The following is a 1,154-nucleotide window of genomic DNA, read 5'->3' as shown; positions in this document are numbered from 1 at the left end:
GGGGCGGCGGGGGCGGCTGGGGGAAGAGCCACCACCGCCACAAGCAGAAGGTTCACATCAACATCCACAACAACAACCAGCAGCACCAGAAGCAGTTCGAGCACCAAGACCAGGACCAGGACCAGGACCAGACCAGGTCGCCGTTCGGCTCCTTCTTCCAGGATGAGGAAGACGAGGACTGATCCTGCAACGCGCTACAGCGTGCTGAACGGTCGAAAGCCGGGTCATGCCACCGGATCCCGATTGGTGTGACCCGCGGCCGAGTGCCTGTGTCCCGTGGAGGCATCACCCGCTCCGGCGAGGCGATGAGCGACACGGAGCACAGGCACTCTGCTTCACCCGCCCGCACACACGCAGCTCGCGCTCGTGCCGGACCGCGAACCGCACCTCCCGAGCAAGTCGTGGATCGCACCGCACACCCGACCGATGCGCGGTGGCGCGGGTGCCCGGACACGCCGGCTCCGCCACCGAGCCACAGTTCCCGCAAGCGATGACCGAACGGGCGATCAGCGCGGACATCCCCTTCCCCCGAGTAAGCGCCTACTGGCACGATCCACGCCGACGTCATGGCCGCCAAGATCCCCGGGAGCGGATGGCAACGGCTGCCGGACGGCCGCGGGCCAAAGGCGAGCACCATGCACACCGACCACCTCATCGCGATCTCGCGAACGAAATCCGCCGGCCCTTCACCCTGCCGACCGCCCGCCACCCGCAACAGCGACTCAAAGGTCGATCACGTGTGGGTGGAGAAGTAATCAAAGGAATCGCGTTGCCCCACGACATGCGCCCTCGGCACATCGCCGACGAGAGCGCATCTGCGCATATCAACACATGATCGCCATGCCACTTCAGGGGCAATACGGACAAATCATGCCATTTCATTTGATAAATGCCTAATGATAGCAACGAGAGCGTTAGAGTAGAGCAAAACACCACGAAGCCCGTTTACCTGACACTCGCCCCGGAAATAAAAATGCACGGATGGCGCATTAGCTACCATCCGCGATATTTTCCAACCAGTCCGGAGAATATTGAGAACAGGGGCAACAGAACCTTTGGGGGGAAATTCAATGCCCAAGTTCAAGACTGCCATCGCGGCTCTCGCAACCACCACCGCGATGACCGGCGCCGTCGTCGCACTGGCCACCTCCACG

At 62.4% G+C, this 1,154-nt stretch carries 2 protein-coding genes; one reads left to right on the top strand and one right to left on the bottom strand.

Going from position 1 to position 1,154, the window contains the following annotated elements; genetic code table 11:
- Window positions 1-182, top strand: a 182-nt coding sequence (locus EJK15_RS72475; protein WP_171075446.1) for a hypothetical protein, incomplete at its 5' end; no start/stop codon positions are given.
- Window positions 183-868: 686 nt separating this feature from the next.
- On the opposite strand, the gene EJK15_RS74040 is transcribed toward EJK15_RS72475, so the two are convergent.
- The coding region (locus EJK15_RS74040; RefSeq protein WP_206062398.1) for a hypothetical protein at window positions 869-1,154 on the bottom strand (286 nt) is incomplete at its 5' end.

The sequence above is a fragment of the Nonomuraea basaltis genome, from assembly GCF_005893125.1.
GTDB classification, from domain to species: Bacteria; Actinomycetota; Actinomycetes; order Streptosporangiales; family Streptosporangiaceae; genus Nonomuraea; species Nonomuraea basaltis.
This window is presented reverse-complemented; position numbering and strand designations above follow the sequence as displayed.